Source organism: Mycolicibacter senuensis, from assembly GCF_003284925.1.
In the GTDB taxonomy this organism is placed as follows: domain Bacteria; phylum Actinomycetota; class Actinomycetes; order Mycobacteriales; family Mycobacteriaceae; genus Mycobacterium; species Mycobacterium algericum_A.
Genome location: NZ_QMEX01000165.1, coordinates 1 through 7,027, shown reverse-complemented (window position 1 = coordinate 7,027; position 7,027 = coordinate 1). Strand labels below are relative to the sequence as shown.

The 7,027-nt window shown below is 67.5% G+C and carries 7 protein-coding genes; 5 read left to right on the top strand and 2 right to left on the bottom strand.

The annotated features are described in order from the left end of the window. Window positions 1-202: 202 nt before the first annotated feature. A complete protein-coding gene (locus DQP56_RS21335; RefSeq protein WP_112688849.1) occupies window positions 203-2,854 on the bottom strand; it encodes a helix-turn-helix transcriptional regulator in 2,652 nt (883 codons plus the stop codon). Window positions 2,855-3,032: 178 nt separating this feature from the next. Next, window positions 3,033-4,040, bottom strand: a complete 1,008-nt coding sequence (locus DQP56_RS21330) for a class I SAM-dependent methyltransferase (protein WP_112688847.1) — start codon at window positions 4,038-4,040, stop codon at window positions 3,033-3,035. 157 nt (window positions 4,041-4,197) lie between these two features. Here DQP56_RS21330 and nadD point away from each other — a divergent pair, with 157 nt between their 5' ends. The 5 genes from nadD to DQP56_RS21305 form a co-directional block, all read left to right on the top strand. Continuing rightward, on the top strand, window positions 4,198-4,875 hold the full coding sequence (gene nadD, locus DQP56_RS21325) for a nicotinate-nucleotide adenylyltransferase (protein ID WP_286167798.1): 678 nt from the start codon (window positions 4,198-4,200) through the stop codon (window positions 4,873-4,875). After that, entirely contained in the window at window positions 4,872-5,258 is a 387-nt protein-coding gene (rsfS, locus tag DQP56_RS21320; RefSeq protein WP_112688843.1) for a ribosome silencing factor, read from the top strand. Before nadD ends, rsfS begins: the two co-directional genes overlap by 4 nt. After that, on the top strand, window positions 5,255-5,935 hold the full coding sequence (gene gpgP, locus DQP56_RS21315; RefSeq protein ID WP_112688841.1) for a glucosyl-3-phosphoglycerate phosphatase: 681 nt from the start codon (window positions 5,255-5,257) through the stop codon (window positions 5,933-5,935). Before rsfS ends, gpgP begins: the two co-directional genes overlap by 4 nt. After that, a complete protein-coding gene (gene octT, locus DQP56_RS21310; protein WP_112688839.1) occupies window positions 5,925-6,674 on the top strand; it encodes a diglucosylglycerate octanoyltransferase in 750 nt (249 codons plus the stop codon). Before gpgP ends, octT begins: the two co-directional genes overlap by 11 nt. Window positions 6,675-6,681: 7 nt before the next feature. Then, window positions 6,682-7,027: DegV family protein (locus DQP56_RS21305; RefSeq protein ID WP_205868945.1), on the top strand; the 346-nt coding region annotated here is incomplete at its 3' end.

Genomic DNA, 7,027 nt, shown 5'->3' with positions numbered 1-7,027 from the left:
GAACGGCGCCGGCGGCAGCGCCGGGACCACCCCCGGCGGCAACGGCGCCGAAGGCGCCGACGGTACGCCGGCACCGCCCGCATGATGGTCGGCTGAGGCCGGCCACGGCACGACCGCGGTCGTCGGAGATCCAAATCCGGCGACCGCGGTCTTGTCATGATGTGATCACTGTGAACGCCAACGGCGTTGGGCGTAGATTGGCTCAGGCCTCTGATCGGAATCCGTCGAGCAGACGGACCAACTGATCGCGCCGCTCGATGCCGAGCTTGGCGAACATCCGGTAAAGATGGCCATCGATGGTCCGTACCGAGACGGAAAGCCGATCGGCGATCTGACGGTTGGGAAGGCCGGCGGCAACGAGCATCGCGATCTCTCGTTCACGGTCGGTGATCGGCAGTGGCTGAGTCACCGCCACGACGGCGGGAGTGTGGATGTCGCCCTGCCCGGCCAACCATTGGGTCCGGGTCGCCGACTCCAACTGCTTGCCGCGTTGGCTGACGCGCCCGTACTCAGCGGATGCTTGGGCTGCCGCATCGGCGGCGAACGCGAACGCACCGATGGCCGCGAACCGCTCCGACGCGACACTCAACAGGTCGGCGTTGCGGTCGGCAAGGCCACGAGCTTGGGTGGCAACCGCATCCGGCAAGGGAGCGTCCAACTCCTTGGCGAGCTCTGCCAGCCGGTCCGCGTGCGATCGGTCGCCGAATCGGATCGCGGTGTGCAGCGCGCGCATCTCGACAGCGAGCATCCCGGACCGCCGGGCGATCTGTGCCGCTCGCAGCGCGTGGGTCCGGGCATCGGAGATCTGACCGTGCGCCACCCGCTCCCAGGCTCGGGCAAGCTCCAGTTCCGGCAGGAACGCAGCGATCTGCGGTCCGTAGGCCTCTTCACAATGTCGCAGTGCGATAGACGCCGACACGGCGTTGCCCCGCGCCGCATCGGCTTGAGCGGAGCAAGCGTTCGCCAGCATCAGCCACAGGGATGGGGCAGCGTCCGCCAATACCGGCGCCGAGTCTTGCAACAGCGAAGCTGCCAATGGCAATTGGCCGCGTGCCAGGTGGACCAGGCCGACCAGCACACCGACCATCGCATCGGGTTCCGGCACCCCGGCTGCCATGGTGGCATAGCGTTCCGCGGCTCGTTCGGCAGCGGAGTAATCCCCGGCGTCGACGAGTGCCGTCACCTCGGCGATACCGAGACCGAATCGAATCATCCCGGAGCGATTGTTCGCAGCGGCGCGCAATCCGATCTGGGCGATTCCGGTGACCTCGCCGAAGCGTCCGGCTTTGGCCAGCGCATGTGCGGTCGGCAGGGCAGCCAGGGCCGTCGCCATCGGGGATATGTCTGCTTCGCAGAGCGACGTCCCGTCGCGGAGTGGCGTTGCGAGGTCGCCGGTGAAGAACGCGAAAGCCGTCTCCAGAGCGTGGACCAGCGCGGCGCTGACTTCCGAGTGGGCGCGCCCGGTGACCTCGGCCAGCACCTGCTGTGCCGCGTCGATCTCACCGCAATTCCAGAACAGATTCGACGCGCGTACACAACCCCAGTCGACGATCGCGGCGTCGTCGGCGCCGTCGAGGCTGACATCGGTCAGCACCGATTCGGCTTCGTCGCCTCGGCCTTGCCACAGCAGTGTGTCACCGAGCACGAGCGCCGCCGGTAAGCCGCCGTCGCGGTCAAAGGCGAAGCGGGCCAGCTCTTCTGCGTGGGCGAGGTTGGACATCGTCGCTGCCCGCACCGCTGCGCCGATGATCAACTCGAAGTCGGGCTCCAGGTCGCTGCAGATCATGAACTGGGCCATCCGGATCTTGCCGCGAACGTCGGCCAACCGCAGGCGCCGACCGCCTCTGCGGAAATACTTGTCAAAGGCTTTGAACAGCATCCCGTTGAGTCGGCGCGAGCGCACCACACCGATACGTTCGAGCACCGCCTCGCCGAAAATCGGGTGGGTCACCTGGACCAGAGTTCCCCGGCCGTCGGAGGCCAGGTGGATCAAGCGATGACGTTCCAGTCCGGAAACAGCTTCGGAAGAACAGAGTTCGCGGAAGACTTCCCAGTCCAGCAACTCGGCAATCGCAAGAATCTCGAGTGCCTCCAGTTCGTCTGGAGTAAGGGCCTGGAGCCGAAACCCCAGCAGGACAGAGAGTTCCTGGTCGGCGTGCAGTGAACCCTTGAGCTGCCAGCCGTACTCGTCCAACACCAGGACACCGTTATCGCGGCCGGCTCGCAGCAGTCCCCGCAGATACAGCGGGCTTCCGCCGCTTCGGTCGTGTAACCGGTTGATCACCTGCGTGCTGACGACACCCCCGAGCACCCGGCGTGCGAGTTCACCGGTCTGTTCGCGGGTGAACGGGTTGATGCGCATGTTCAACAGCAGCTGTTCTTTGAGCAGCGCGGTCACCGCGTCGAGGAGCGTTTCGCCGGACCGGATCACCACTATCAGTTGCGCGGTGCGCTCGGCGGCTAGCTGATAGACCAGGGTGGCCGACAACGGGTCCAGCAGTTGGGCGTCGTCGACGATGACCACCGGGCGCTCGGCGGCCGCGAGGTTCTGGTGCGCTATCGCCAACATCGCAGCCGGTTCGCGGCTCGCATCGACCGTCACCGACCGGGAGAATGCACCGAGCGGTACGTCAAAACCGGTCTGGGTGCCCAGCACGAAGCGCACCGCGCGCCCGGCCGCGGTGAGGCGGGCCCCGAGCGTGCGGGCGAGCGTCGATTTGCCGACGCCGCTGTCGCCGACCAGCGCGATGCCCTGATACTCAGAATCCGGCCCGAGCGTCGCCAGCGCTGCACGCAGTTCATCGTCGCGGCCGACGATCGGCCACGCAGTAGGAGATTCAGCCGTCGTGCGCAAAGGTTCGGACCTCCCCCGGACAACTGCGTGTCGCCAAAACTACGCTGCCGTACCTGGGGGTGTGGACGTTTCCTGCGTGAAATACAAACGTTGACGAATGCGTAAAAACGTTGGGAGACAGCTGGGAAGGGCCCCAGGGAATGCTCTGCCAGGGCGGGTGATCACCGGGCGGTGGCGGCTACCCGTCCCGCCTGTCAGCGTGTCGCTCGTAGACCAGCCAGCGCAACTCGATCGGGCTGGCCTCGCGCGAGGTCCTGAACGCATCGAGCCCGCTCACCCAGTCGATGTACCAGCTGGTGGGCGGCCAGGCACCGTCGGGCAGATGTGCTTTCTCGTAGTCGTGGACGGACTCATCGGCACGAAGCTCGAGAGGCAATCCTGCTGCCGCAGCGGACATTTCATCACGGGTGAACAAGGTCGAGTACACCTGCTGACAGAATTCGCGGGCGGCATCGTCGGGGCGGTAGCCGTCGCGGGCCAGGAACGCGTTGAACACCAACCGCCCACCCGTAGCCAGATGCCGGGCGGCGAGCTCGAAAAGAGTGCGTAGTTGCTGAGTCGACCGGAAGTCGGTCAACACCTCCGAGAGCACGATCAAGTCGTAGTCGTCGCGCAGATCGTCGGCATCGACGAAGACGTCACGCACGATGACGCGCACATCCAACGAGTCGCGTTGCGCTTCCTGCCTGAGGATATCGGCGAACGTCGCAGTCATCTCCACCACGTCGACCGGATGCCCGCGACGCGCCAGCGCCAGGGCGTTACGGCCGGTGCCCGCGCCGATATCGAGTATCCGACAAGTAGCCGGAGCCGGGGCCTCGGAGGCCAACTCCCAGACCCGGGCATCGGGTTCGGTGCCGAACAGCGGGGGCTCGCGTGTCTCCAGCCAGCGCTCATACGCCTGCGCGATCGAGGTCCATTCGGCGCGGACCGTGTAGTTCAGGGTGAGGCCGATCGGGGCGTCGTAGGAGATGACGATGTTCGAGCGTGGGGATGCCGAATAGGCCGCACTCAGTTGACCCGCCAAGACCCCCCGCAGGTGGGCGAGTTCGGCGTCGTTGAAGCGCTTGCCCAGGCCCGCGAACACGGTGTCACACATCGAGACGTATTCGTCCAGCATGCTCGGGACGGCCGGAAGCACAACCTGACCACTGATCCGTGCCCGGGTGTAGAAACGCCGCAGCATGGCGTCCTTCGCCGATCGCGCCACATCTGAGCTCGGAGATAAATCTTCCACCGCCTTCTTCTACACGATCCGGCGACGCTTTGCCGCGGCAACGGGGCTAACCGGCCGGCGGCCGTCCGGTGATGCTGTTTCTGCTGGTCCAGTAAGCTGGCCAACCATGCATGTCGGGCTACGCAGGCTGGGGGTGATGGGCGGGACGTTCGATCCCATCCATTACGGCCACCTGGTCGCGGCCAGCGAGGTAGCCCACAAATTCGCGCTGGACGAGGTCGTCTTCGTGCCCAGCGGACAGCCCTGGCAGAAGGATCGGCACGTCTCGGCGGCCGAGGACCGGTACCTGATGACGGTGATCGCCACCGCGTCCAATCCGCGCTTCTCGGTGAGCCGGGTGGACATCGACCGGGCCGGTCCCACCTACACCCGCGACACGTTGCAAGACCTGCATGCGCTGAACCCCGATTCCGAGCTGTACTTCATCACCGGTGCCGACGCGTTGGCGTCGATACTGTCCTGGCAGGGCTGGGAGGAGTTGTTCGACCTGGCGCGGTTCGTGGGGGTCAGCCGGCCCGGATACGAGCTGCGGCATGACCACATCACCGGTGTGCTGGGCGAACTGGAGGAGCATGCGTTGACCTTGGTGGAGATTCCGGCGTTGGCGATCTCGTCGACCGAGTGTCGGGAGCGCGCCGAGCAGCGTCGGCCGCTGTGGTATCTGATGCCCGACGGCGTTGTGCAGTATGTGTCCAAACGCCGGCTCTACCGCGGCGGCGACGGCTCGGACGCCAACAAGGCGGTGGGCCGATCCACCAGCCTGGCGGCCGGGAACAACGCATGACGGCCGGCTCAGCGGCGATCGACATGGCGAGGGTGGCCGCGGTGGCCGCCGCCGCCAAGCTGGCCACCGATGTCGTCGTCATCGACGTCTCGGACCAGCTGGTCATCACCGACTGCTTCGTCATCGCCTCGGCATCCAACGAACGGCAGGTCAACGCGATCGTCGACGAGGTGGAGGAGAAGATGCGGCTGGCTGGCTATAAGCCGGCGCGCCGCGAGGGCACCCGCGAGGGCCGCTGGACGCTGCTGGACTACGTCGACATCGTCGTGCACATCCAACACCAGGACGAGCGCGACTTCTATGCGCTCGACCGGCTGTGGAAGGACTGCCCCGTAGTGCCGGTCGACCTGGGGCCTGCGCCGGCCCCGGAGGACGCGTCGTGAGGGTCCGCCGGCTGATCCTGTTACGGCACGGCCAGACCGAGTTCAACGCCGGCAGCCGCATGCAGGGCCAGCTGGACACCGTCCTGAGCGACCTCGGTCGCGCGCAGGCGGTTGCGGCGGCCGAGGTGCTGCGCAAGCGCCACCCGTTGCTGATCGTGTCGTCGGATCTATGGCGCGCCTACGACACCGCCACGGTGCTGGCCGAGCACAACGGGCTGCCGGTCCGCGTCGACACCCGGTTGCGCGAAACGCACCTGGGTGACTGGCAGGGGCTGACCCACGAAGAAGTCGACGCCGCGGCGCCGGGCGCGCGGTTGGCGTGGCGCGACGACGCCCGGTGGGCTCCCCACGGTGGCGAGAGCAGGGTGGATGTGGCCGCGCGCAGCGAACCGCTGGTCGCCGAGTTGGTGGCCGGTGAGCCGGCCTGGGGGAGCGCCGACCAGGCGGACCGGCCGGTGGTGCTGGTCGCACACGGCGGCCTGATCGCAGCGCTGACCGCTGCGCTGCTGCGTCTTCCGGTCGAGAGCTGGCCGGCGCTGGGCGGGATGGCCAACGCCAGCTGGACCCAGCTCAGCGGGTACTCCGAGGAGTCCGACGGCGCCGGCGACTTCGCTGATGTGCGATGGCGCCTCGATGTCTGGAACGCTTCGGCGCAGGTGGCCGGCGATGTCCTCTGAACCCCTGCCGCCGGCCGAGAAGCGCCCCGCGCTGCTGATCTTCGCCGACTCACTGTCGTACTACGGGCCGACCGGCGGGCTGCCCGCCGACGACCCGCGGATATGGCCGAACATCGTCGGCGCGCAACTCGGCTGGGACGTCGAGCTGATCGGGCGGATCGGTTGGACCAGCCGCGACGTGTGGTGGGCGGCCACCCAGGACCCGCGCGCCTGGGCTGCGCTGCCTCGTGCCGGGGCCGTCATCATCGCCACCAGCGGGATGGACTCGCTGCCGTCGGTGTGGCCGACCGCGCTGCGTGAGTTGATCCGGTATGTTCGCCCGCCCCGGCTGCGGCGCTGGGTCCGCGATGGATACGGCTGGCTGCAGCCGCGGTTCTCGCCGCGGGCACGAGCGGCGCTGCCGCCGCAACTGACCGCCGACTATCTCGAGATGACCAGGGGCGCAATAGACTTCAACCGGCCAGGAATCCCGATTGTGGCCTGTCTGCCATCAGTTCACATCGCCGACACCTATGGTCGGGCTCACCAGGGGCGGGAGCCGACGGTGCACGCGATCACGCAATGGGCGCAGCGTCAGGACGTCACGCTGGTCGATCTGAAGGCGGCGGTGGCCGACGAGGTCATGAGCGGGCGGGCCAACCCGGATGGCATCCACTGGAACTTCGAAGCGCACCGGGCCGTGGCCGAACTGATGCTCAAAGCGCTGGCTGAGGCGGGCGTTCCCGGATCGTCGGCGTGACCCGTCCATGACCGTCACCGTCATCACCGATTCGTCGGCATGCCTGCCCGCGGAGCTGCGCGACCGGTGGGGTATCCGGGTGGTGCCGCTGCACATCCTGCTCGACGGCGCTGATCTGCGCGACGGCATCGATGACGTGCCAGCGGACATCTATGCCCGCGACGGCGTCAGCACGGCCGGAACCAACCCGGAGGAACTCACCGACGCCTACCGGGCCGCGCTGGGCGACAGCGCTGGCGCCGGGGTGGTGGCGGTCCACATCTCGGCGGCGTTGTCGGGCACGTTCGGCGCCGCCGAGCACGTCGCCGCCCAGCTCTCCGGGGTGCGGGTCGTCGACTCGCGGTCTGCGGCGA

Coding starts and splice junctions, on each gene's coding strand:
- rsfS (WP_112688843.1), top strand. CDS start 4,872: ATGACGGCCGGCTCAGCGGCGATCGACATGGCGAGGGTGGCCGCGGTG.
- nadD (WP_286167798.1), top strand. CDS start 4,198: ATGCATGTCGGGCTACGCAGGCTGGGGGTGATGGGCGGGACGTTCGAT.
- octT (WP_112688839.1), top strand. CDS start 5,925: ATGTCCTCTGAACCCCTGCCGCCGGCCGAGAAGCGCCCCGCGCTGCTG.
- DQP56_RS21330 (WP_112688847.1), bottom strand. CDS start 4,040: ATGCTGCGGCGTTTCTACACCCGGGCACGGATCAGTGGTCAGGTTGTG.